The organism is Streptomyces sp. DI166 (genome assembly GCF_900091315.1).
Classification (GTDB): Bacteria; Actinomycetota; Actinomycetes; order Streptomycetales; family Streptomycetaceae; genus Streptomyces; species Streptomyces fuscus.
The window spans coordinates 14,086-35,464 of record NZ_FLSP01000053.1 but is presented as its reverse complement, the minus strand read 5'-3'; the positions used below and the strand labels follow the sequence as shown (position 1 = coordinate 35,464).

The window sequence follows — 21,379 nt, the reverse complement described above, 5'->3', positions numbered from 1 at the left end:
GCTCTTGCGCCTATCGGCCGTGCGGCCGAATACTCCCCCACAGCGCTTGTCAGGGGCACGGCGTGTTCGGAATCCGGACGAGTCCGGCTCCTGGCTGCGCCTCACGGGCCCGAACCCCACGAGGGCCCCCGACTTCCCATGTGGAGGAACGAAAAGTGAGGATCAAGCGCACTACCCCCCGCAGCGGCATCACGAGACGGACCCGGCTGATCGCCGTATCCACCGGCATCGTGGCCGCCGCAGCCATCGCGATCCCCAGCGCGAACGCGGCCGACACCCCCACCACCTTCAGCGCCGGCCAGCTGAAGAGTGCGAGCACCTCGGTGCTCAAGGCCGACGTGCCGGGCACCGCCTGGGCCGTCGACAGCAAGACCAACCGGGTCGTCGTCACCGTCGACAGCACGGTCTCCAAGGCCGAGATCGCCAAGATCCGGCAGCAGGCGGGCGCCAACGCCGACGCCCTCACCATCAAGCGCACCCCGGGCAAGTTCCAGAAGTACATCGCGGGCGGCGACGCCATCTATGCGAGTAGCTGGCGCTGCTCCCTCGGCTTCAACGTCCGCAACAGCTCGGGCGCCTACTACTTCCTCACCGCCGGTCACTGCACCGACGGCGCGGGTACCTGGTACTCCAACTCCGGCCGTACGACCGTCCTCGGCCCGACCGCGGGTTCCAGTTTCCCGACCAACGACTACGGCCTGGTGCGCTACACCAACACCTCGATCGCCAAGTCGGGCACCGCGGGCAACACGGACATCGTCCGCGCGGCCAACCCCACCGTCGGCACCAGTGTCATCCGGGACGGCTCCACCACCGGCATCCACACCGGCCGGGTCACCGCGCTCAACGCGACCGTCAACTACGGCGGCGGTGACATCGTCTACGGCATGATCCAGACCAACGTCTGCGCCGAGCCCGGCGACTCCGGTGGCCCGCTCTACGGCAGCAACGGCACCGCCTACGGTCTGACCTCCGGCGGCAGCGGCAACTGCTCCTCCGGCGGTACGACCTTCTTCCAGCCCGTCGTGGAGGCCCTCAACGCCTACGGCATGAGCGTCTTCTAGGAGCGGGTCCGGACACCTCCGGCAGCGCCTGAAGAGCCCCCGCACGCAACCGGCGTGCGGGGGCTCGCCCTTGTCCCGGGCGCGGAGTTACGGTCGAGACAGACACCAGGTGGGCACCTGACAACCTGATGCGTCCACATCGGACCCTGGGGGCCGTGATGGTCGAGGAACTGGTGGCGGCGGGAGCGGCGGTCGCGTCGGCGGGCGTGGTCTATGTGATGGCCGCGGCGCGCGTGGTGAAGCAGTACGAGCGTGGCGTGGTGCTACGGCTGGGGCGGCTGCGGGGTGAGGTGCGGGAGCCGGGGTTCACCATGGTCGTTCCGCTGGTGGACCGGCTGCACAAGGTGAACATGCAGATCGTGACGATGCCGGTCCCGGCGCAGGAGGGGATCACGCGGGACAACGTGACCGTGCGGGTGGACGCGGTCGTGTACTTCAAGGTCGTGGACCCGGCGAGCGCGCTGATCAAGGTGGAGGACTACCGGTTCGCGGTCTCGCAGATGGCGCAGACCTCGCTCAGGTCGATCATCGGCAAGAGCGAGCTGGACGACCTGCTCTCCAACCGCGAGAAGCTCAACCAGGGTCTGGAGCTGATGATCGACAGCCCGGCCGTGGGGTGGGGCGTGCAGGTGGACCGGGTGGAGATCAAGGACGTCTCCCTGCCGGAGACGATGAAGCGGTCCATGGCCCGGCAGGCCGAGGCGGACCGTGAGCGGCGGGCCCGCGTCATCAACGCCGACGCCGAGCTCCAGGCGTCGAAGAAGCTCGCCGAGGCCGCCCAGCAGATGGCCGACACCCCCGCCGCACTGCAACTGCGGTTGCTGCAGACGGTGGTGGCGGTGGCGGCCGAGAAGAACTCCACGCTGGTGCTGCCGTTCCCGGTGGAACTGCTGAGGTTCCTGGAGAAGGCGCAGCAGCCGGGGGCGGGGCCGGGGCAGGGGTCGGGGCCCGGGGCGGTGGCCGCGGCGCCGGCTGCCGAGGCGCTCGTGGAGCGGGACCGGGAGAGGGCGGATTCCGGCCAGGAGTAGGTCGCGCCTGCCGATGTGGCTTGTCCTGCACAGTGTTTGCAGTGCGAACCCGGCTGGAGTGACCGTGTGCGGTCAAGAGGGCGGGGATGTGGTGTGACGGCCGTGTGTACGTCCTGGAGTCGACCTTGTGTGCCCCCTGTGAGGATCGGAATAGTGGGCGGCGATCAACCGGCACGGACGCGGCTTTTTGCTGTGCGCCGCCTCTGTGGCCGAACGCCTTCCGGTTCGAGGGGTCCCCACAACCTCTCGGCCGACCCCCCACAGGAGGACGTGAGTTGAAGCACCGACGCATACCCAAGCGGCGGGCCGCCGCGGTCGGCGCGGGCATTGCCGCGCTGGTGGCCGCGGGAGTCACCTTCCAGACTGCGAACGCGAGTGAGCCCTCGACGACCGCCGAGCCCCGGCCCCTGTCGGTCACGGCGGCCGGAAAGCTCGCCTCGACGCTGGTCCAGGATCTCGGCAACGCCGCGGCCGGCACGTACTACGACGCACAGAGCAAGAACCTCGTCGTGAACGTCCTGGACGAGAGCGCGGCGGAAGCGGTCGAGGAGGCCGGGGCCAAGGCCCGGGTCGTGACGAACTCGCTGGCCGAGCTGAAGAGCGCGCGCGGCACGCTCAAGAAGGACGCGACGATTCCGGGCACCTCCTGGGTGACCGACCCGACGACCAACAGAATCGTCGTCACCGCCGACCGTACGGTGTCCGACGCCGAGTGGAAGAAGCTCGGCGAGGTCGTCGAGGGGCTCGGTGGGAAGGCGGAACTCCAGCGGACGAAGGGGGAGTTCAAGCCCTTCATCGCCGGTGGCGACGCCATCACCGACGGGCGGGGGCGGTGTTCGCTGGGCTTCAACGTGGTCATGGGCGGGGAGCCGTTCTTCCTGACCGCGGGGCACTGCACCGAGGGGATCACGAACTGGCAGGACGCGAACGGGAACGAGCTGGGTACCAATGAGGTGTCCAGCTTCCCCGGCGACGACTACGGGCTGGTGAAGTACACGGCCGACGTGGAGCACCCGAGCGAGGTCAACCTCTACGACGGGTCCGCGCAGGCGATCTCCGGGGCGGTCGAGGCGACGGTCGGTATGGAGGTCACGCGGAGTGGGTCCACCACGCAGGTGCACTCCGGGGTGGTGACCGGGCTGGACGCGACGGTGAACTACGGCAACGGTGACATCGTCAACGGGCTGATCCAGACCGATGTCTGTGCGGAGCCGGGGGACAGTGGTGGGTCGTTGTTCTCCGGGGACAAGGCGGTGGGGCTCACGTCCGGGGGGAGCGGGGACTGTTCCTCCGGTGGGGAGACGTTCTTCCAGCCGGTGACCGAGGCGTTGTCGGTGACGGGGGCGTCTATCGGCTGACGGTCTGTGTGTGAGAGTCCCGTCCCTGTTCGGTGGGGGCGGGGCTCTCTGGTTTTTTCGCCCCCGCCGCCCCTACCCGTCCCGTCCCCGGGGGCTGCCGCCCCCGGACCCCCGCTGTCGGCCCTGAAAGGGCCTCGTCCTCAAACGCCGGACGGGCTGAGTGCAACTGGCCTGCGTTCTCATGTGGCGGACGGGCTGAGTGCAACTGGCCTGTGTTCTCATGTGGCGGACGGGCTGAGTACAGCTGGCCTGTGTTCTCATGTGGCGGACGGGCTGGAGGTGGTCGGTGTGTGGGGTTCTCTGCGGGTGCGTTTCGCTCGTAGTTCTGCCGCCAGCAAGGTCACCACGATGCCGCCCGCCGCCCACGCCGAGAGGACCAGCAGGGCGTCGGTTGTGTCGTTGCCGTTGAAGTAGGCGATCGAGCGGGCCACCCAGGTGCCGGCGCCCGGGGGGAGGGCGGGGCCGATTGTTTCCCAGAACGGGGGGAGCATCGGCAGGGGGAAGGCGCCGCCCGCGCTGGGGTTGCCGGCGATGACCACCAGGAGGATCACCAGGCCGATGCCGATGATGCCGAAGATGCCCTGGAAGGCCAGGGTGGCCGCGCCGACGGCGAAGATGACCAGGGAGCCCAGGCCCCACAGGGCCATCAGGCTTCCGGGCAGCGCGTCCAGGATCGGGCCCACGATCACCGCGCCGCCGAGTCCGCCGACGATCGCCACCACGGCCATCGACGCCAGCCGGATCAGTGCCCGGTGCGGGCTGACGGGCCGGGCGCCGCTGCTGATCGCCAGGACCGAGGCGCACAGATAGCCGCCGACGCACCAGCCGATGACCAGGTAGAAGGCCGACAGTCCGTTGAAGTCGTGCGGGGAGGCCGGGGCCACGTCCACCGTTCGCAGGGTGCGCTGCTGGGAGGTCTCCAGGGTGGTCAGGTACTTCTCCAGGGTGACCGCGAGGGCCGTGCCGCCGCCGCTCGCGACCAGGAGGGTGTCGGTCGTGCGGTCCGGGTGGATGACCAGCGCTCCGTCGATCTCGCGGTTCAGGATCTGGTCCCGGGCCGTCGCCTCGTCGGCCACCACGCGTGGGTCCAGCGGGGAGCCCGGTAGCCGGTCCAGCCTGGTCGCCGTCTGTTCGGCCGCGGCTCGCGGGCCGGCCACCGCGAACGGCACGTCCTTCGGCTTCGGGTCGTGCAGCGCCCCCACGTAGGAGGCGATGAACAGCAGCTGAAGGGCGAGCACGCCGAGGACGAGCAGGGTGGCGCGTGGGGTGACCGCGTCCTTCACCTCGGCGAGAAAGCCGTTCCGTGTCATGTCCCCACGGTCCGAGGCGAGGGGCGTTTCCGCAGGTGGGGGAGGGCCGAACGGTTGTCGTACAGACGTTCGAGTTTTGGTCTATGGTGGGGGTGAGGCTGTCGGGAACTGATGTTCGATTTCGGAGGTGTGGATGCCCGGTTTCACGCATCTGCACACCGTCTCCGGGTTCTCCCTGCGCTACGGCGCCTCCCATCCGGAGCGGCTGGCCGAGCGTGCCGCCGAGCGGGGCATGGACGCCCTCGCCCTCACCGACCGCGACACCCTCGCCGGCTCCGTCCGCTTCGCCAAGGCCGCCGCCAGGGCGGGGGTGCGTCCCCTGTTCGGCGTCGATCTGGCGGTGGAGGGGCTTCGGGCCGGACGGGAAGGTGTGCGGGGGGAGAAGCGTCGTGCTCCTGTCCGTGGGGGTGCTTTCGTCGATGAGTCGACACCTCGGGTCGCCTTTCTCGCCCGGGACGGTGCCCGCGGCTGGGCCGACCTCTGCCGAATCGTTACGGCGGCGCACTCCGGCGAAGGGCCGCCGCTGCTGTCCCGGTCCGCCAACCGGGGCGACGGCCTCACCGTCCTGCTCGGCCCCGACTCCGACGTCGGCCGCGCCCTCGCCGCCGGGCGCCCCGACCGCGCCGCCCGGCTGCTCGTCCCCTGGCGGGAGGTCTACGGGGACGCGCTGCGGCTGGAGGCCGTCTGGCACGGCCGCAAGGGCACCGGGCCCGGCTCGCTGCGGCTGGCCGCCCGTACCGTCGGTTTCGCCGCCGAGCAGAAGGTGCGGCCGGTGCTCAGCAACGCCGTCCGCTACGCCGACCCCGGACAGGGACCGGTCGCCGACGTCCTGGACGCCGCCCGGCGGCTCGTCCCCATCGACCCCGCCAAGGAGCTGGACTCCGGCGAGGCGTGGCTGAAGGACGCCGCCGCCATGCTGCACGCCGCCGAGCGGATCGTGGAGGCCGCGGGCTTCCGGCGGGACACCGCGCACCGGCTGCTGGAGCAGACGCGGGCCACGGCCGCCGAGTGCCTGGTCGACCCCGAGGACGACCTCGGCATCGGTACCGTCCACTTCCCCGAGCCGCACCTGGTCGGCGCGGACCGCCGTACCGCCCAGCGGGTGCTCGCCTCGCGGGCGGCGGCCGGGATGGTGCTCAAGGGGTATGCCGACCGGCGCGAATACTGGGAGCGGATGCATCGCGAGCTGGACATCATCGCCCATCACGGCTTCGCCACTTACTTTCTGACGGTTGCTCAGGTCGTGGACGATGTGCGGGGCATGGGTATCCGGGTGGCGGCGCGGGGGTCCGGGGCGGGCTCGCTCGTCAATCATCTGCTCGGGATCGCGCACGCCGACCCCGTCGAGCACGGGCTGCTGATGGAGCGCTTCCTGTCCAAGCGGCGGATGGTGCTGCCCGATATCGACATCGACGTGGAGTCCGCCCGTCGGCTGGAGGTCTACCGCGCGATCATCGACCGGTTCGGCACCGAGCGGGTGGCCACCGTCGCGATGCCGGAGACCTACCGGGTGCGCCACGCCGTCCGGGACGTGGGCGCGGCCCTGTCCATGGACCCCGCCGACATCGACCGCATCGCCAAGTCCTTCCCGCACATCCGGGCCCGCGACGCCCGGGCCGCGCTGGAGGAGCTGCCCGAACTGCGGGAGCTGGCGGGGGAGAAGGAGAAGTACGGGAAGCTGTGGGAGCTGACCGAGGCGCTGGACGCGCTGCCGCGCGGGGTCGCCATGCACCCGTGCGGAGTGCTGCTCTCCGACGCCTCCCTGCTCAGCCGTACGCCGGTCATGCCGACCAGCGGCGAGGGGTTCCCCATGGCGCAGTTCGACAAGGACGACGTGGAGGACCTCGGGCTGCTCAAACTGGATGTGCTCGGGGTGCGGATGCAGTCGGCGATGGCGCACGCGGTCGCGGAGGTGGCGCGGGCGACGGGGAAGCGGATCGACTTGGACGCCGTACCGCCGGGCGATCCGGCGACGTACCAGCTCATCCGCTCCACCGAGACGCTCGGCTGCTTCCAGATCGAGTCGCCGGGGCAGCGGGATCTGGTCGGGCGGCTCCAGCCGGCCACCTTCCACGATCTCGTCGTCGACATCTCGCTCTTCCGGCCGGGGCCGGTCGCCGCCGACATGGTGCGGCCGTTCATCGAGGCACGGCACGGGCGGGCGCCGGTGCGCTATCCGCACCCGGATCTGGAGGAGCCGCTGAAGGGGACGTACGGGGTCGTCGTCTTCCACGAGCAGATCATCGACATCGTCGACATCATGACCGGCTGCGGACGGGCCGAGGCGGACCGGGTGCGGCGCGGGCTGTCCGACCCGGAGTCGCAGGGGCGGATCAGGGTGTGGTTCGCGCAGCACGCGGCGGCCCGGGGGTACGACGCGGAGACGGTCCGGCGGACCTGGGAGATCGTCGAGGCCTTCGGCTCGTACGGCTTCTGCAAGGCGCACGCGGTCGCCTTCGCCGTACCGACGTACCAGTCGGCCTGGCTGAAGGCGCACCACCCGGCCGCCTTCTACGCCGGACTGCTCACCCACGACCCCGGGATGTACCCGAAGCGGCTGCTGCTGGCGGACGCGCGGCGGCGCGGGGTGCCGATCCTGCCGTTGGACGTGAACCGGTCGGCGGTCGCCCACAGTATCGAACTGGTGTCTGAATCACCGGAGGTGTGGGGGCTGCGGCTCGCCCTCTCCGATGTGCACGGCATCAGCGAGGCCGAGGCGGAGCGGATCGCGGCGGGGCGGCCGTACGCCTCCCTGCTGGACTTCTGGGAGCGGGCCCGCCCGAGCCGTCCGCTCGCCCAACGGCTGGCCCAGGTTGGCGCATTGGATGCTTTCGGTGCCAACCGGCGTGATCTGCAATTGCACTTGACCGAGCTGCACCGGGGTGCGCGGGGCGCGGGCGGCGGTCAACTGCCGCTGACCGGTGGGCGGAAGACCGCGTCGGCCGGTCTTCCCGACCTGTCCTCCGCCGAGCGGCTCAGCGCCGAGCTGGGGGTGCTGTCCATGGACGCCTCGCGCAATCTCATGGATGACCACCGGGAGTTCCTGGCCGAGCTGGGCGTGGTCAGCGCGCGCCGGCTGCGCGAGGCGCGGCACGGGGAGACGGTGCTGGTCGCGGGCGCCAAGGCGGCCACCCAGACGCCGCCGATCCGGTCCGGCAAGCGGGTCATCTTCTCCACCCTCGACGACGGCACCGGCCTGGTCGACCTCGCCTTCTTCGACGACTCCCACGACGCCTGCGCGCACACCGTCTTCCACTCCTGGCTGCTGCTGGTGCGCGGAGTGGTGCAGCGGCGCGGCCCGCGCAGCCTCAGCGTGGTGGGGTCCGCCGCCTGGAACCTCGCCGAACTGGTCGAACTGCGCGCGCAAGGAGGGCTGGACGTGGTCGCGGCGCGGCTCGCGGAGCCGGTGCCCGAGGCGGGCGCGGACCCGACCGGCGGCCGGCGCATCCAGATGCCGACCGGTTACGAAATGCATCCGTGGGCCGATCTGCGCCCCGCGGGTCAGGAGCCCTCGCAGACACGGAAGTTGTGGCACCAGAGTCCGGGGAGTGCGGGATGACCATCCTCTGCGTACGTTTCCAGCTGTCGCCGATGTACGAGGCGGCCCTGCCGGGGCTGCTCGGGCTGCTGGAGGAGTTCTCGCCCGTCGTCGAGGCGCTGCCCCCGGACGGGGCGCTGGTCGATCTGCGGGGCGCCGAACGGTACTTCGGGCGCAGCGCGGTGGAGCTGGCCTCCGTGATCCGGGTGCGGGCGCTCGCCCTGTACGGCGTGGACTGCGTGATCGGGGCCGGGCCGGGCACCATGCTGGCCCGGATGGCGCTGCGCGAGGCCCGGCCCGGGGTGACATGCGCGGTGCCCGGGGACCGGGAAGCCGTCGTGGAGTTCCTCGCCGACAAGCCGGTGGGCGCGCTGCCCGGCGTCGGTACGGCGACCGCGCGCATCCTGTGCGAGTACGGACTCGACACCCTCGGCCGGGTCGCCGCCGCCCCGCTGTCCACCCTGCAGCGGCTGGTCGGCGCGAAGGCGGGACGGGAGCTGCGGGAGAAGGCGAACGGGGTGGACCGCGGACGCGTGGTGCCGAACGGGATCGCCCGCTCACTGATGACCGAACGGCCCTTCGGCCGCGACGAGTTGGACCCCGACCGGCACCGCCGCGCCCTGCTCTCGGCCGCGGAGGAACTGGGGATGCGGCTGCGGGCGCTGGACCAGGTGTGCGGCGCCCTGACCCTCACCGTGCGGTACGCGGACCGCTCCGCGACCACCCGCAGCCGCACCCTGAAGGAGCCCACCGCGCACTCGGCCGCGCTGACCCGCGTGGCGTACGGCATGTACGAGGCGCTGGGCCTGCAACGGGCCCGGGTGCGGTCGCTGGCGCTGCGGGCGGAGGGCCTCGACTCCGCCGAGGAGGCCTCCTACCAGCTCAGCTTCGACCCCGTGGACGAGAAGGTCCGCCGGATCGAGGAGGTCGCGGACCGGGTGCGGGCGAAGTTCGGGCCGCGAGCGGTGGTGCCGGGGTCGCTGGCGGCGTGAGCGCGTAGGGTGCGGTCATGAGCTGGCGGGGGCCGACCCATCGGGTCGTGGACGGGGAGCGGATCGACGGGGCCTGGTGCCACGTGTGGCAGTGGGTTCCGTACAGCGAGGACTACGTCGTCGAGGACCTGTATGTCTTCGCGGACGGGGCCGTCCGCTGCGAGAAGTGGCTGGACCTGGAGGAGTTGGCGGAGTCGCTCGCGTCCGGCTGGATCACGGCCCGGAGCCCCTGGGCTCCCGAACCTCCGGCGGACGTGTCCAAGTGGCGCTCGCGCAATCCGGAAGTGTGCACGCCGGACAGCTTCCTCCTCGAAGTCATCGACAAGATCGAGGAGCTGGGCGGGCGGACGACCGTGAGGGACCGGCTCATGGAGGCGATCCGGCGGTATCGGCGGGAGCGGACCGAGGCCAGCCGCGAGCTGCTGCGCGCGGCGTACCTGGGTGTGCCCGCGCATCTGCGGGTCTACGTCCTCGGGGACATGGACCGCCAGGACCGGCCCCTGCGGATCCTGCTCACCGACCTCGGGGAGGCAGTCGACGGCGACGGGCCCGTGGTCACCGCCGAGATGCACCGGGAAGCTATGGAGTACTTCGACCGCGGTGACGAATCCGTTGAGAAGCAGGAGGAATGGCGGGCCGTCGTGCACGCCGACGACCGGGACGGCCCCGTCCGCCCGGCCCTCGTGTCCCACGAGACCGTCTACCCCCGGGGCTGGCCCGAGACCCCCGGTCTGTTCGTGCTGCGCAACGACTATCCCGTGCCGGTCGAGTTCGGCGGCCGGACCTACCCCTCCGTCCTGCACGCCTACTGGGCCCTGTCCGCCGCCGACCCCGCCGACCACGACCGCATCCGTGCCGCGGCCACCCCACGGAACGCCCATGAGCTGGGCGGACGGGCGGCGCGGCGGGACGGCTGGGCCGAGTTGCGGGCCGGCGTGATGGGCGAGCTGCTGCGGGCCAAGTTCGGGCAGCACCCCGGACTGGCCGACGTCCTGCTGTCCACCGGGGACGCGCGGATCAGCTACACCGGCTTCTACGAGGCGCCGTACTGGACGGACGGGCGCGACGGCCAGGGGCGCAACTGGGTCGGACGGCTGCTGGAGCTGGTGCGCTCCGAACTGCTGGTGGCGCGGGTCAGTTGGCCCACGGGGGAGTGAGTACGGTGCCGTCGGCCAGTTCCGCGGTCAGGCCGACGGACGTGGTCACCCAGGTCAGCGCGGTCTGATCGGTCGGGTTCTCGACGGCCAGGGTCGAGCCCGCGTTGACGATCAGGGTGTCGCCCGCCGCGAGGTCGGCGGTGTCGCCGTCCAGGGTGACGCGCAGGGTGCCGACGAGGAGGTGCAGGATCTCCTCCTTGCTGACGGTGTGCGCCGGTGCCTTGGTGCCCGGCGGGACCTCGCCGCGCCAGGCGCACAGCTCCTTGCTGCCGGTGAGCGGGGTGGCGTACGAGACGAAACGGGCGCCGTGGATCTCATGGGTCACGGCCTCGGACGAACGGATGACGGGCATGGCTCTCCCCCTGCACGGAAGTAGTCAAGCTGCTTGACTACTTTGACTGTCCCCATGGTCAAGCCGCTTGACCGGATCGTCAAGGGTGTTTGAATGCCCCCGTGCAGAACTCCGAGGCCCTCTCCCTGTCCTTCGCGCTCCTCGCCACCGCCGGTGAGCTGGTGCGACGCATCAACGACGGTGTCGTCGCGCGCGGTTTCGAGGGGAAGTCGGCCTACGGGTTCGCCTTCACGCGGATCGCGGCGGGCGGGGCGACCGTGTCCGAGGTGGCCGCGCATCTGGGGGTCACCAAGCAGGCGGCGAGCCAGCTCGTGGAGGAGTTGGTGCGCAAGGGGTACGTCGAGCGGCGGCCCCATCCGGGCGACGCGCGGGCCCGGTTGCTGGTGCTGACCGAGCTGGGGTGGGCCAACACGCGGGCCGCGGAGGAGGCGGCGGCCGATGTGGTGCGGGAGTGGTGCTCGGTGCTCGGTGAGGCGGAAGTTGCGCAGCTCAGGCGGCACTTGCTGGGGATCGCGCCCAGCGGGCCGGTGCGCCCTTCGTGGTGACCGGTTAGCACTGGAAGTTTTTACTGACGCGTAACTTCCCACTTGAACTACTGGTCCGTAACTTGACAAGTGAACCAGCATCCCGTGATCCGGATCACAGGGCGTAAGGCCATCGCCACTCCCTTGAGCCGCAAGGAGATCACCCGATGCTGCCCTGGAAGAGACTGTTCAGACCCGCCCTCGGCCTCCTGCTCGCCGCCACGGTCACCCTCGTCCCCGCCTCCGCCTCTCAGGCCGCCTCCGCGCCCAGCTCCGGCTGGAACAACTACAACTGCAAGCCCTCCAGCGCCCACCCGCGCCCCGTCGTGCTGGTGCACGGCACCCTCGGCAACTCCGTCGACAACTGGCTGGGCCTCGCGCCCTATCTGACCGCGCGGAACTACTGCGTCTTCTCCCTCGACTACGGCCAGCTGCCCGGCGTGCCGTTCTTCCACGGCCTCGGGCCCATCGACAAGTCGGCCGAGCAACTGGACGCCTTCGTCGACAAGGTGCGCGCCGCCACCGGCGCCGCCAAGGTCGACCTGGTCGGCCACTCGCAGGGCGGGATGATGCCGCGCTACTACCTGAAGTTCCTCGGCGGAGCGGCCGAGGTGAACGCCCTCGTCGGCATCGCGCCGTCGAACCACGGCACCAATCTGTCCGGGCTCACCAATCTGCTGCCCTTCTTCCCGGGCGCCGAGGACCTGATCTCCTCCCTCACGCCCGCACTCGCCGACCAGATCGTCGGCTCCGCGTTCCTCACCAAGCTGAACGCGGGCGGCGACACCGTGCCGGGCGTCAAGTACACGGTGATCGCGACCAAGTACGACGAGGTGGTCACGCCCTACCGCAGCCAGTTCCTGAGCGGGTCGAACGTACGCAACGTGCTGCTCCAGGACCTGTGCCCGGTGGACCTCTCGGAGCATGTGGCGATCGGACTGATCGACCGGATCGCCTTCCACGAGGTGGCCAACGCCCTCGACCCGGCGAAGGCGAAGCCCACCACCTGCGCGTCGGTGTTCAGTTGAGCACCGCCGGGGTCCAACCGGCCTGAGCCGCCGGTCGGACCCCGGAGTTCTGGAGGTCAGCGGCCGTTCGTGGCGCGCCGCCGGACCGACATGAACAGGGCCGCTGCGCCGAGCGCGAGCGCCGCCGCGCCGCCCATCGCGAGGTACCCGGTGGAGCTGTCGCCACCGGTCTCGGCGAGGTTCTGCCCGACACCGTCGGCCCTGGGCTCGTTGGGCTCGGCGGAAGGCTCGTTCGCGTCGTTCTTCGCGTCGTTGTCCGCGCTGTCCTTCGCGTCGTCCTTCTCGTCGACCGGGTCGGCGGTGGTGTTCGCGTCCTGGTCGCCGTGGCCGCCGTGCTCGATCGTCGACTGGTCGGCGCCGTCCTCGATCTGCTCCTCGGAGGGGGCGGAGGCGGTGGGCGCGGGGGAGGTCTCGGGCGTCGTGGTGCCGCCACCTCCCGAGGAGCCGCCGAAGGTGACGTCGGAGCAGGCGTAGAACGCCTCCGGGCTGTCCGAGCGCTGCCACACCGCGTACAGGACCTGCTTGCCGGAACGCTTCGGCAGGGTGCCGGAGAAGGTGTAGAAGCCGCCGGACGCGGCCGGGTCGGTGGCCGTCGCGACCGGGTTCGCCAGGTCCAGGTCGCCCCAGGCGAGCGGCTTGGTGGGGTCGTAGCCGTCCTTGGTGATGTACACCTTGAAGGTGCCCTTGTGCGGGGCGGTCACGCGGTACTTGAAGGTGTGCGAGCCGCTGCTGACGGAGGTGGCCGGCCAGTCGGCGCGCGCCAGGTCCAGGCCCTTGAAGGCGTCGTTGCCGCCGCTGCACAGCTTGCCGTCGGGGATCAGCTCCTGGTGGCGCCCGGCCGCGTCGCCGATGCGGATGCCGTTCCAGTCGTACAGCGCCTGTGTGCCGCCCGCCGCGACAGCGGCCTTGCAGGCGGCGGACTCGGGGCTCTCGGGGCCCTCCGCGTAGCACTGCGAGACCCGGCTGACGGGGTCGCCCATCGAACCGTGCGCCGCCGCGGGCGCGGCGCCGAGCGCGGTCAGGACGAGCGGCGCGACGCCGGCGGCGGCGATAGACGCGGTGGTGGCGACCCTGCGGCGTGCGGGCATGGGGAACTCCTGGGGAACGGTCGTCGGTTGCTTGCCGGGCCCGTGGGGGCGATCAGCAAGCTAGCCCGAGAAAACCGTGAAATCGCCTGTTGGAGGCGGGTGATGGAGATCCTTATGCTCGCTTTAAGGAAGCACTCAGACTGAGATCAGGTAGGACCGGATTCAACCGGTCCGGATCAGCCGTCCGGCCACCACGTCCGTGCGATGTCCTTGCGGACCTCCGGACGACCGGCGGGACGCTCGTCGGCCTCGTCGCGGGCGGACCGCCCGGACTGGCTCTTTTTCAGGGGCTTCTGCACGGTGATGCGGCGCATGGCTGCCTCCTTCGGTGCCTACCGAGTTCCCGCGTTGGCACGGTGGTAGACCCTTTCGCCGAGAGTTCCTCATCGCCGGGTGTCCTGTCAGTGGTGGTTGTCACGAATTGCCTGTCAGTGGCGCGTGTCACCGGGTCCCTCCGAGGATGCCCCGGCCTTCAGGCCGGGGAGGAATCGGACTCCTGCGGAGCAGGGCAGGAAAAGCCGAATCGCCGTCAGGGCGATTCGGCGTCGGCCCCGGCGGTGTCGCGCTCGACCTCCAGTCGGTAGACGATCTCGGAGTTGAGGGACCTGCGGGCGGACTTGGCCTGAGCGGCCAGCCACTCGTGCAGGTCGGCGGGCAGACGGAGCGTGATGCGCTTCTCTTCATCCATGACCCCATGGTAGTGGGTTTCGAGTGGTCGGCTGGTGGTAGAGTGGTGTCATGGCGACACGGGAGAAGGTTTCGGGGGACGCCGGGCACGCCCGGTACACCTACCGGCTCCGGGTGTCGTCGACCGCCCGCGCGGGCCTTGAAGCCGAGTGGGCGCGCTGCCGGTGGGTGTGGAACGAGTGCGTGGCCATGTCCCGCAAGGTCCACCACCTGAACCGCGACGCCGCCGAGAAAACGACGTGCGGCCCGGCGCAGCTCGACAAGATGCTGACCGAGGCCCGCACCGCCATGTCGTGGCTGCGCGAAGGCAGCTCGGTGCCGCAACAGCAGACCATCCGCGACTTCGCCACATCCCGCGCCAAGGCACTCAAGGACATCAAGGCCCGGCTTCCGCTCCGGCAGCGCGCCGGGATGCCGAAGCCGAAGAAGAAGCGCGAGGCGCTGCCCACCCTGAACTACACGCAGCGCGGATTCCGCCTCAAGGACGGCCGCCTGCACGTCGCCGGCGGGATCGTCTTGACGGTCGTCTGGTCCCGCGACCTCCCCGCCGCACCCACCTCGGTGCGCGTCTACCAGGACAGCGCGGGGCACTGGTACGCGTCGTTCGTCGTCGCCTCCGAGGTGCAGCCGCTGCCCGCCACGGGCGCGGTCCTCGGCGTCGACTGGGGCGTCAGGGAGACCGCGACCACCACCAGCGACGCGCACGACCTCCCGCACGCCCAGCACGGGAAGACCGCCGCACAGAAGCTGGCCCGCTACCAGCGGATGATGGCCCGCCGCCGCCCCGACAGGGGACAGGCCGCATCCAAGGGCTACCGGAAGGCGCAGGCGCAGGCGGCGAAGCTGCACAAGAAGGTCGCCCGGCAGCGGCAGGACACCGCCCGCAAGTGGGCCAAGCGCGTAGTCCGCGACCATGACGCGATCGCCGTCGAGGACTTCCGGCCGAAGTTCCTCGCGAAGACCACCATGGCCCGCAAAGCCGCCGACGCGGCGATCGGCGCCACCAAGACGGCCCTGATCGAGATGGGCCGCAAGCACGGACGGGACATCCGCCTCGTGCATCCCGCGCACACCACCATGGACTGCGCGTCGTGCGGAGCGAGAACCAAGCACGCACTTCCTCCTTCAGAACGTACCTACACCTGCACCGCGTGCGGAGTCGTATCCCCCAGGGACAAGAACTCCGCCCGCGTGATGCTGGTCCGGGCTGGTCTCAACCCGGCTGGTGCTGATCGTGTAAGAGCCGGCGGACCGCTGGTCCCCAGCCAACGTGAGCCAGGAATCCCCGCCCTTTAGGGCGGGGAGGATGTCAATCTCGGCCGTATGACACACGACGGTGACGACACGACCGCGCCGCGTACCGACTGGGACGCGGCGGCGGCCACCTTCGACGACGAGCCCGACCACGGTCTGCGCGACCCCGAGGTACGCCGGGCCTGGGCCGACCGGCTGCGTACCTGGCTGCCGGACCGCCGCGGCGACGTCCTCGACCTCGGCTGCGGCACCGGCAGCCTGTCGCTGCTCGCGGCCGAGCAGGGGCACCGGGTCACCGGCGTGGACCGGTCCCCGGCCATGATCGGCCTCGCCCGCGCCAAGCTCGCCGGGCGTGACGCCGCGTTCCTGGTCGGTGACGCGGCGGTGCCGCCCGTGGGGGAGGAGCGGTTCGACGTGGTGCTCGTCCGGCACGTGCTGTGGGCGCTGCCCGGCCCCGAGCGCGTCCTGCGGCACTGGCGCGGGCTGCTGCGGCCCGGCGGGCGGCTCGTGCTGGTCGAGGGCGTGTGGGGCAGCGTCAGCCCCGTCGGTATCTCCGCCGAGCGGCTCGCCGGTCTGCTCGCGCCCCTGGTCCCGGACGTGTGCCTGGAACACCTGTCCGGGGATCCGCGGCTGTGGGGCAAGGAGGTCGACGACGAGCGGTATGCCGTGGTGGCGCGGCTGTGAGGCTCAGGTCAGCAGGGACTCGAAGTCGCCGGAGTGGGCCAGCAACTCCAGTTCGGTCAGGGCCGCCAGTGCCGCCGCCGCGGCCTCGGGGTCGCGGTGTCGCAGGCCGCTCTCCTCGAACTCGTCCTCGTCCAGGCGGCGGATGTCGGTGGCGTCGGCCGAGCGCCACAGGTCCAGGTCCAGGTCCTCCACGACCAACTCCGTGCCCTGGAAGGTCGCCGGGCGGGCGATGTCGCAGTACCAGCCCTTCAGGGTGCCCCGGGAGGTGTGGACCGCCTTGATCGCGTACCAGCGGTCGCGCCAGTAGTACTCGGTGAAGACGTCGCCCGGTTCGAAGCGGACGAAGCCGAAGTCGCGGGGCTTGTCGCTCGCGAAGTCGGCGCGGACGGTGATGCGGGTGCCGTCGTCCTGGAGGAGGGTGGCCGGGTAACGCATCTTCGTGCGGCCCGCCTTCACCAAAACCACGTCCACCTGCCCTTCGCGGTCAGCCGAGTTCACGGACATAACGCACCTCCGTCGCGCAGATCTCGTAGCCGAACCACTTGTTGATCGCCAGCATGGGTCCGTTTCCTGTGTCGTTGCCGGTGAAGGCCTCCGTGCAGCCCGCCTCACGCGCCCGGTGCAGGGAGTGGTTCTTGGCGAGCTTGGCCAGGCCCCGGCCGCGGAACGCGCGGGCCGTGCCGGTCATACCGGTGCCGTAGCGGCCGGTGCCGTCGGTGCGCGCGGCGGTGAAGGCGGCGGGGCGGCCGTCGACCACGGCGATCGTGGTCAGCGCCCTGTCGGTCAGCGGGTGGCGCCAGGTGTCGTCAAGCCAGGTGTCGTAGTTCAGCTCGGCCGGACCCGCCTCGCCGGGCTCGTCCGCCGTGGTCTCCGCGTCCAGCTCGAACAACGGCCGCGGGTCGTCCGCGAAGTCGGCGGCCGTACGCAGCTCCACCCCCGGCGGCACCTCCTGGAGCGGCGGAAGCCGCGCGAGGTCGAGGCGGAGGAAGTGCGCGGAGCGGCCGGCGCGGTAGCCGTGCGCCTCGGCGAAGGCCCGGTTGGCGGGCTCGTCCAGGACCCAGGCGAGCAGCCGGGTCGCCCCCAGACCGGCCAGATACTCCTCGGCGGCCCGCACCAGGAGCGTGCCCGCGCCGCGGCGGGTGCGGTCCGGGCGCGTGTACACATTGACGAAGCCCTGCGAAGGTCCCGGGTTCTCGTGCAGCAGGCCCACCTGCGCGCTGCCGATGATCTCGCCGTCCGCCTCGGCCACCAGCGGCCGGTAGTGGGCGGCGGCGGGGTAGTGGTCCAGGTCGTAGGCGAGGGAGTCCGGGGTCAGGATGAAGAACGGCAGGGCCTTTCGCCGCACGGTGGCGAAGCCCTCCAGGTCCGCTCGGACGCCGGGTCCGATCTCGCGCACGATGACAGTCATGTGGCCGCACGTTACGACCGGGGCAGGTCCCACTGCCTCTTATTTTCCGCCGGGTACGGGACAATCGGTCCGTGACCTTGAAGATCCACATCGATGACAGCGCGCCGCCGTACGAGCAGGTGCGGGCGCAGATCTCCGAGCAGGCGCGCGCCGGTGTGCTGCCGGTCGGGTACCGGCTGCCGACCGTGCGCGGGCTCGCCGAGGCGCTGGGCCTCGCCGCGAACACGGTCGCCAAGGCCTACCGGGCGCTGGAGACGGACGGGGTGATCGAGACCCGGGGCCGCAACGGCACCTTCGTGGCCGCGGCCGGCTCCGCCGCGGAGCGGGAGGCCGCGGCCGCCGCGCAGGCGTACGCCGAGCGGGTCCGTCGGCTCGGGCTCGCGGAGGAGGAGGCCCTGTCCGCCGCACGGGACGCCCTGCGGGCGGTGTACGGGACCGGCTGAGCGGACGTCGTCACGCGGGCACGGTCTCCGGCACCCGCGTCACCGTCAGGCCCGCCCTCGCCGCCAGCCGGGCGAACACCACCGCGTCCCGGACCGCCGCCCCACCGGGGTCGTTGTTGAAGTACGCGTACACGTCCCGGCTGTCCGGCCAGGTCTGCGCGATGCGGGTCACCCAGGTCGACAGTGACTGTCTGCCGTAGCGCGGCCACGGCCGGGCCCGGCCCTGGTGGAAACGGACGTACCCCCAGTCCGCGGTGCGCCACAGCGGGGCGACCGGGCGGGCGAGGATGTCCGCCCAGCACAGGGCCGCGCCCCGGGACTCCAGGACCTCCCGGACCGTACGGGTCCACCAGGAGTCGTGCCGGGGTTCCACCGCCACCCGCGTCCCGGCCGGGAAACAGGCCAGGCAGGCGTCGAGCAGGGCGGGGTCGGCCCGCAGGGTCGGGGGGAGCTGGAGCAGTACCGGGCCCAGCCGGCCGCCCAGGCCCTCGGCGTGGCTCATCAGCCGCCGCACCGGCTCCTCGGGCTCGCGCAGCCGCTTGATGTGGGTCAGATAGCGGCTGGCCTTCACCGCGACCACGAAGTCGCCGGGCACCCGCTCCCGCCACGCCGCGAAGTTCTCCCGCGACGGCAGCCGGTAGAAGGCGTTGTTCAGCTCGACCGTCGCGAACCGTGCCGCGTACTCCTCCAGCCACAGCCGCATCGGGCACCCCGGCGGGTACAGGACGTCCCGCCAGTCCTTGTACTGCCACCCCGACGTGCCGACGAACAGGGTCATACGACCATCAAAGCACCGGAGCGGCCGGGCGCTACAGGTACAGCCCCGCGTCCGCCCCGCCGCGCGGCTCCGGCAGTGCCGTGGGCGAGGTGCCCCGGCGCAGCGCGTACAGCTCCGCCAGCGTGGCGCCCTCGCGGCCCACACCCTCCTCGGTGCCCAGCCAGCCCACCGCTTCGTCCCTGGTCAGCGGACCGACCTCGATACGGGCCAGACAGCGACCCGGGCGCACCACGGCCGGATGGAGCCGCTCCAGGTCCTCGTTGGTGGTGACGCCCACCAGCACATTGCGGCCCTGGCCGAGCAGCCCGTCGGTGAGGTTCAACAGCCGGGACAGTGCCTGCCCGGCGGTGTGCTTGGCCTCGCCGCGGATCAGTTCGTCGCAGTCCTCCAGGAGCAGCAGCCGCCAGCGGCCCTTGCCGGTGCCGTCCTCCTCGCCGATCGCGATGTCCATGAGATAGCCGACATCGCTGAACAGCCGCTCGGGGTCCAGGACGCAGTCCACCTGGCACCAGTCCCGCCAGGAGCGGGCCAGGGTGCGCAGCGCGGAGGTCTTGCCGGTGCCGGGCGGGCCGTGCAGCAGGAGCAGCCGGCCCGCGATGTCCTCCGGCGTGGTCTTCATCAGGCGGTCCATCGCGTCCGCCACCGGCGCCGTGTAGTTGGCCCGCACCTCCTCCCAGGTGCCCGCCGAGATCTGGCGGGTGGTGCGGTGCGGGCCGCGCCTGGGGGAGACGTACCAAAAGCCCATGGTGACGTTCTCCGGCTGCGGCTCCGGCTCGTCCGCCGCGCCGTCGGTGGCCTGCTCCAGGACCTTCTTCGCCAGCTCCGCGGTGGTCGCGGTCACCGTGACGTCGGCGCCGCGGCTCCAGCGGGAGATCAGCACGGTCCAGCCGTCGCCCTCCGCCAGCGTCGCGCTGCGGTCGTCGTCACGGGCCACGCGCAGCACCCGGGCGCCGGGCGGCAGCAGGGTCGCGCCGGAGCGCACCCGGTCGATGTTGGCCGCGTGCGAGTAAGGCTGCTCGCCCGTCGCGAAGCGGCCGAGGAACAGCGCGTCGACGACATCGGACGGGGAGTCGCTGTCGTCGACGTTGAGCCGGATCGGCAGAGCGTCGTGTGGGTTCGCAGACATGTCGTCATGATCCGGCACGAACGCCCGTCGTGCACTGGATTTCCACGCGGAGGCCGGTGATCGGCGATTGCAACAGGACTGTTGAGCACCAAAGCCTGCCACCGCGGCCGTTCCCGCCGTTACCGTTGCCCTCGATGGGACGACATGGGTGGAATTCGGGGGCACGGCGGTGGCGGCTCACCGCGCTGCTCGGTGTGGGGGCCGCCGCTCTGGCCCTGGTGGTGACCCTGCTCAACACGCTTCCCGACGGCGGCGCGAGCACCGCGGGCACCTCACGGGAGGGCGACAAGGTGCACGGCACCCCCGCCCCCGTGAACGGCGCGGCCGAACCCGAGGTGGGCTGGGGGTTCACGCACACCCAGTTCAGCGCCGACGAGGGCAGCTCCGCGGCGTCCGAGCGGGTCGAGCGGCGGATCGCCGACAGCGGGGGACTGCCGCAGATCCAGCACCTGATGGGCTGGGGCGCGGACAACCCCGAACCGGTGGAGGGGCGTTACGACTTCGAGGCCATGGACCGCCGGATCGACTTCGTGCGCGCCTCCGGCGGCACCCCCGTGGTCACCCTGTGCTGCGCGCCGGACTGGATGAAGGGCGGCGAGGCCGGGGTCGACAACACCGACTGGAGCCAGGCCGCCCTGGAGACCGCCCCCGACCCCGAGCACTTCGACGACTTCGCCGCGCTCGCCGCCACGGTCGCCAAGCGGTATCCGGACGTACGGCACTTCATCGTGTGGAACGAGTTCAAGGGCTTCTGGAACGACGCCGAGGCCCGCTGGGACCACGAGGGCTACACAGACCTGTACAACCGCGTCTACCGCGCCCTGAAAAAGGTCAACCCCCAGATCCAGGTCGGCGGCCCCTACCTGGTGATGGACAGCCTCGACCCGCGCGAGACGCACGCCTCCCCGACCCTGAAGGGCGCCTGGGGCGCGATGGACCGCCGCGTGCTGGACGCCTTCTCCTACTGGAACGAGCACAAGGCGGGCGCCGACTTCGTGGTGGTGGACGGCTCCAGCTACACCCGGCACGACGAACTGCTCCCCGACGAGTTCGCGGCGACCGACAAGTTCACCGCCGTCGGCGAGTGGGTGCGGCGGCAGACCGGGGGCGAACTGCCCCTGTGGTGGGCCGAGTACTACGTCGAGCCCGCCGACGGCGACGACAACCGGCACGGCTGGTCCGAGACCCGCCGGGCGGCCGTGCACGCCGCCGGACTGATCGCCATGGCCAGGGGCGGCGCCACCTCCGGCTTCTACTGGAACCCCGAGGCGGAGAAGGGCACCGACTGCCCCGGCTGCCTGTGGACCCCCACCGACCGGGCGGAGGGCGGGCGGGAACTGCCCCTGTACGGCCTGCTGTCCCGGTTCGCGGCCGCCTTCCCGCCCGGCACCGAGTACCGCGACCTGTCCGCGCCCGACCACCTGCGCGTGCTGGCCACCGACCGGACCGCCCTCGTCGTCAACACCCTGGACCGCTCCACGACGGCGACTGTCGACGGCAAGCGGGTCAAACTCCAGGCGTACGAGGTCAGGTGGCTCGACCGGGCCACCTGACCGCGCC

General features: G+C 71.4%; 21 protein-coding genes. 12 read left to right on the top strand and 9 right to left on the bottom strand.

All coding sequences use genetic code 11. The annotated features are described in order from the left end of the window. Nucleotides 1–155: 155 nt before the first annotated feature. The 3 genes from GA0115233_RS24235 to GA0115233_RS24225 all read left to right on the top strand — a co-directional run bounded on the left by GA0115233_RS24235 (nt 156) and on the right by GA0115233_RS24225 (nt 3,450). The gene (locus GA0115233_RS24235; RefSeq protein WP_093722397.1) at nt 156–1,064 is read left to right on the top strand and encodes a S1 family peptidase; all 909 of its coding nucleotides are present in this window, start codon (nt 156–158) and stop codon (nt 1,062–1,064) included. A 158-nt stretch (nt 1,065–1,222) separates the two neighbouring features. After that, entirely contained in the window at nt 1,223–2,092 is an 870-nt protein-coding gene (locus GA0115233_RS24230) for a slipin family protein (protein ID WP_093722396.1), read from the top strand. Between the two features lie 275 nt (nt 2,093–2,367). Further along, a complete protein-coding gene (locus GA0115233_RS24225) occupies nt 2,368–3,450 on the top strand; it encodes a S1 family peptidase (protein ID WP_093722395.1) in 1,083 nt (360 codons plus the stop codon). A 257-nt stretch (nt 3,451–3,707) separates the two neighbouring features. Here GA0115233_RS24225 and GA0115233_RS24220 read toward each other — a convergent pair whose 3' ends face one another. After that, nucleotides 3,708–4,760, bottom strand: a complete 1,053-nt coding sequence (locus GA0115233_RS24220) for a DUF3533 domain-containing protein (protein ID WP_093722394.1) — start codon at nt 4,758–4,760, stop codon at nt 3,708–3,710. A gap of 133 nt (nt 4,761–4,893) precedes the next feature. Between GA0115233_RS24220 and GA0115233_RS24215 the strand changes: the two genes are divergently transcribed. From GA0115233_RS24215 to GA0115233_RS24205, 3 genes are read left to right on the top strand one after another with little or no spacing between them, the layout of a single operon-like run. Continuing rightward, the gene (locus tag GA0115233_RS24215) at nt 4,894–8,319 is read left to right on the top strand and encodes a DNA polymerase III subunit alpha (protein ID WP_093722393.1); all 3,426 of its coding nucleotides are present in this window, start codon (nt 4,894–4,896) and stop codon (nt 8,317–8,319) included. After that, nucleotides 8,316–9,290, top strand: a complete 975-nt coding sequence (locus GA0115233_RS24210; RefSeq protein ID WP_093722392.1) for a DNA polymerase Y family protein — start codon at nt 8,316–8,318, stop codon at nt 9,288–9,290. The genes GA0115233_RS24215 and GA0115233_RS24210 overlap by 4 nt, the downstream gene beginning before the upstream one ends. Nucleotides 9,291–9,307: 17 nt before the next feature. After that, a complete protein-coding gene (locus GA0115233_RS24205; protein ID WP_093722391.1) occupies nt 9,308–10,447 on the top strand; it encodes an NADAR family protein in 1,140 nt (379 codons plus the stop codon). Here the strand turns inward: GA0115233_RS24205 and GA0115233_RS24200 are convergent. Beyond that, complete coding sequence (locus GA0115233_RS24200; protein ID WP_093722390.1) at nt 10,425–10,799, bottom strand: cupin domain-containing protein; 375 nt, start codon at nt 10,797–10,799, stop codon at nt 10,425–10,427. The genes GA0115233_RS24205 and GA0115233_RS24200 overlap by 23 nt on opposite strands. A gap of 101 nt (nt 10,800–10,900) precedes the next feature. Between GA0115233_RS24200 and GA0115233_RS24195 the strand changes: the two genes are divergently transcribed. Both GA0115233_RS24195 and GA0115233_RS24190 read left to right on the top strand, forming a co-directional pair. Further along, nucleotides 10,901–11,344: a MarR family winged helix-turn-helix transcriptional regulator gene (locus GA0115233_RS24195; RefSeq protein ID WP_093722389.1), complete on the top strand. Its 444-nt coding sequence runs from the start codon at nt 10,901–10,903 to the stop codon at nt 11,342–11,344. Nucleotides 11,345–11,490: 146 nt separating this feature from the next. Then, nucleotides 11,491–12,351, top strand: a complete 861-nt coding sequence (locus GA0115233_RS24190) for an esterase/lipase family protein (RefSeq protein ID WP_093722388.1) — start codon at nt 11,491–11,493, stop codon at nt 12,349–12,351. A gap of 56 nt (nt 12,352–12,407) precedes the next feature. On the opposite strand, the gene GA0115233_RS24185 is transcribed toward GA0115233_RS24190, so the two are convergent. The 3 genes from GA0115233_RS24185 to GA0115233_RS24175 all read right to left on the bottom strand — a co-directional run bounded on the left by GA0115233_RS24185 (nt 12,408) and on the right by GA0115233_RS24175 (nt 14,127). Then, a complete protein-coding gene (locus tag GA0115233_RS24185; RefSeq protein WP_093722387.1) occupies nt 12,408–13,439 on the bottom strand; it encodes a lytic polysaccharide monooxygenase auxiliary activity family 9 protein in 1,032 nt (343 codons plus the stop codon). A gap of 176 nt (nt 13,440–13,615) precedes the next feature. Beyond that, the gene (locus tag GA0115233_RS41185; protein WP_093722386.1) at nt 13,616–13,753 is read right to left on the bottom strand and encodes a hypothetical protein; all 138 of its coding nucleotides are present in this window, start codon (nt 13,751–13,753) and stop codon (nt 13,616–13,618) included. A gap of 215 nt (nt 13,754–13,968) precedes the next feature. Next, nucleotides 13,969–14,127: an Arc family DNA-binding protein gene (locus GA0115233_RS24175; protein WP_093722385.1), complete on the bottom strand. Its 159-nt coding sequence runs from the start codon at nt 14,125–14,127 to the stop codon at nt 13,969–13,971. A 50-nt stretch (nt 14,128–14,177) separates the two neighbouring features. Here GA0115233_RS24175 and GA0115233_RS24170 point away from each other — a divergent pair, with 50 nt between their 5' ends. Together GA0115233_RS24170 and GA0115233_RS24165 are read left to right on the top strand one after the other, a co-directional pair. After that, nucleotides 14,178–15,422 (top strand): RNA-guided endonuclease InsQ/TnpB family protein, encoded by a 1,245-nt coding sequence (locus GA0115233_RS24170; protein ID WP_176711925.1) that lies wholly within the window; start codon nt 14,178–14,180, stop codon nt 15,420–15,422. 27 nt (nt 15,423–15,449) lie between these two features. Continuing rightward, nucleotides 15,450–16,064 carry a class I SAM-dependent methyltransferase gene (locus GA0115233_RS24165; RefSeq protein ID WP_093722384.1) on the top strand — a complete coding sequence of 205 codons (615 nt, stop codon included), beginning with the start codon at nt 15,450–15,452 and terminating at the stop codon, nt 16,062–16,064. Between the two features lie 3 nt (nt 16,065–16,067). On the opposite strand, the gene GA0115233_RS24160 is transcribed toward GA0115233_RS24165, so the two are convergent. Continuing rightward, nucleotides 16,068–16,568 (bottom strand): DUF402 domain-containing protein, encoded by a 501-nt coding sequence (locus GA0115233_RS24160; protein WP_093722383.1) that lies wholly within the window; start codon nt 16,566–16,568, stop codon nt 16,068–16,070. Then, complete coding sequence (locus GA0115233_RS24155) at nt 16,549–17,472, bottom strand: GNAT family N-acetyltransferase (protein WP_093722382.1); 924 nt, start codon at nt 17,470–17,472, stop codon at nt 16,549–16,551. The genes GA0115233_RS24160 and GA0115233_RS24155 overlap by 20 nt, the downstream gene beginning before the upstream one ends. A gap of 71 nt (nt 17,473–17,543) precedes the next feature. Here GA0115233_RS24155 and GA0115233_RS24150 point away from each other — a divergent pair, with 71 nt between their 5' ends. Then, the gene (locus tag GA0115233_RS24150) at nt 17,544–17,915 is read left to right on the top strand and encodes a GntR family transcriptional regulator (RefSeq protein ID WP_176711924.1); all 372 of its coding nucleotides are present in this window, start codon (nt 17,544–17,546) and stop codon (nt 17,913–17,915) included. A 10-nt stretch (nt 17,916–17,925) separates the two neighbouring features. Here GA0115233_RS24150 and GA0115233_RS24145 read toward each other — a convergent pair whose 3' ends face one another. Both GA0115233_RS24145 and GA0115233_RS24140 read right to left on the bottom strand, forming a co-directional pair. Then, nucleotides 17,926–18,693 (bottom strand): DUF72 domain-containing protein, encoded by a 768-nt coding sequence (locus tag GA0115233_RS24145; protein ID WP_093722380.1) that lies wholly within the window; start codon nt 18,691–18,693, stop codon nt 17,926–17,928. Between the two features lie 31 nt (nt 18,694–18,724). Continuing rightward, a complete protein-coding gene (locus GA0115233_RS24140) occupies nt 18,725–19,819 on the bottom strand; it encodes a DUF5925 domain-containing protein (RefSeq protein WP_093722379.1) in 1,095 nt (364 codons plus the stop codon). Nucleotides 19,820–19,953: 134 nt separating this feature from the next. On the opposite strand from GA0115233_RS24140, the gene GA0115233_RS24135 reads away from it, so the two are divergent. Beyond that, on the top strand, nt 19,954–21,372 hold the full coding sequence (locus GA0115233_RS24135; protein ID WP_093722378.1) for a GH39 family glycosyl hydrolase: 1,419 nt from the start codon (nt 19,954–19,956) through the stop codon (nt 21,370–21,372). Nucleotides 21,373–21,379 lie beyond the last annotated feature (7 nt).

Coding starts and splice junctions, on each gene's coding strand:
- GA0115233_RS24230 (WP_093722396.1), top strand. CDS start 1,223: ATGGTCGAGGAACTGGTGGCGGCGGGAGCGGCGGTCGCGTCGGCGGGC.
- GA0115233_RS24220 (WP_093722394.1), bottom strand. CDS start 4,760: ATGACACGGAACGGCTTTCTCGCCGAGGTGAAGGACGCGGTCACCCCA.
- GA0115233_RS24215 (WP_093722393.1), top strand. CDS start 4,894: ATGCCCGGTTTCACGCATCTGCACACCGTCTCCGGGTTCTCCCTGCGC.
- GA0115233_RS24210 (WP_093722392.1), top strand. CDS start 8,316: ATGACCATCCTCTGCGTACGTTTCCAGCTGTCGCCGATGTACGAGGCG.
- GA0115233_RS24205 (WP_093722391.1), top strand. CDS start 9,308: ATGAGCTGGCGGGGGCCGACCCATCGGGTCGTGGACGGGGAGCGGATC.
- GA0115233_RS24200 (WP_093722390.1), bottom strand. CDS start 10,799: ATGCCCGTCATCCGTTCGTCCGAGGCCGTGACCCATGAGATCCACGGC.
- GA0115233_RS24190 (WP_093722388.1), top strand. CDS start 11,491: ATGCTGCCCTGGAAGAGACTGTTCAGACCCGCCCTCGGCCTCCTGCTC.
- GA0115233_RS24185 (WP_093722387.1), bottom strand. CDS start 13,439: ATGCCCGCACGCCGCAGGGTCGCCACCACCGCGTCTATCGCCGCCGCC.
- GA0115233_RS41185 (WP_093722386.1), bottom strand. CDS start 13,753: ATGCGCCGCATCACCGTGCAGAAGCCCCTGAAAAAGAGCCAGTCCGGG.
- GA0115233_RS24175 (WP_093722385.1), bottom strand. CDS start 14,127: ATGGATGAAGAGAAGCGCATCACGCTCCGTCTGCCCGCCGACCTGCAC.
- GA0115233_RS24170 (WP_176711925.1), top strand. CDS start 14,178: ATGGCGACACGGGAGAAGGTTTCGGGGGACGCCGGGCACGCCCGGTAC.
- GA0115233_RS24165 (WP_093722384.1), top strand. CDS start 15,450: ATGACACACGACGGTGACGACACGACCGCGCCGCGTACCGACTGGGAC.
- GA0115233_RS24160 (WP_093722383.1), bottom strand. CDS start 16,568: ATGTCCGTGAACTCGGCTGACCGCGAAGGGCAGGTGGACGTGGTTTTG.
- GA0115233_RS24155 (WP_093722382.1), bottom strand. CDS start 17,472: ATGACTGTCATCGTGCGCGAGATCGGACCCGGCGTCCGAGCGGACCTG.
- GA0115233_RS24145 (WP_093722380.1), bottom strand. CDS start 18,693: ATGACCCTGTTCGTCGGCACGTCGGGGTGGCAGTACAAGGACTGGCGG.
- GA0115233_RS24140 (WP_093722379.1), bottom strand. CDS start 19,819: ATGTCTGCGAACCCACACGACGCTCTGCCGATCCGGCTCAACGTCGAC.
- GA0115233_RS24135 (WP_093722378.1), top strand. CDS start 19,954: ATGGGACGACATGGGTGGAATTCGGGGGCACGGCGGTGGCGGCTCACC.